Here is a 569-nt window from a genome sequence, read left to right on the forward strand (position 1 = left end):
GCCGCAGACATGCTGGCCTATGCCAAACCCGACAGCCCGGCGGGCGGCGGGGTCTTCCGCAACCTGTTTAACAAGCCCAGTATGGGCAGCGGCGTCGCCGTCTACGACATCTCGGCGAAAACCGTCTATATGCCGGACGGTTCGCGGCTCGAGGCGCATTCGGGACGGGGCTCGATGGCCGACCAGCCGCGCTACGCCAACCTGAAGAATGTCGGCCCGACACCGCCCCACACCTACGATTTGAGGCTGCGCGAATCGCGCTTCCATGGGGTGGAGGCGCTGCGTCTCATTCCCGTCGATGGCAAGAACAAGTACGGCCGCGACGGCTTTCTTGCCCATACCTACCTGCTGCGCGGCGGCCGCGCGGAATCGAGCGGCTGCGTCGCTTTCAAGGACTATGCCCGTTTCCTCGACGCCTTCAAGAAAGGCAAGATCAAACGCCTCGTCGTGCGCGGCTAACCAGGTCGCAGATGCAGTCGGAAGGGCACGGCGCGTAGACCAGCAGCGGCGCAGAATGAAAGCCGCTCTGTAGCGATCCTTCGCGCCCCCTCTGTCCTGCCGGACATCTC

The 569-nt window shown here is 64.3% G+C and carries 1 protein-coding gene; it reads left to right on the forward strand.

The annotated features are described in order from the left end of the window. A partial coding sequence (locus EOA86_RS37640) for a DUF2778 domain-containing protein (protein WP_164892456.1) occupies positions 1-459 on the forward strand: 459 nt, incomplete at its 5' end. Positions 460-569 lie beyond the last annotated feature (110 nt).

The sequence above is a fragment of the Mesorhizobium sp. M5C.F.Ca.IN.020.32.2.1 genome (assembly GCF_004023105.1).
Taxonomy (GTDB): Bacteria; Pseudomonadota; Alphaproteobacteria; order Rhizobiales; family Rhizobiaceae; genus Mesorhizobium; species Mesorhizobium wenxiniae.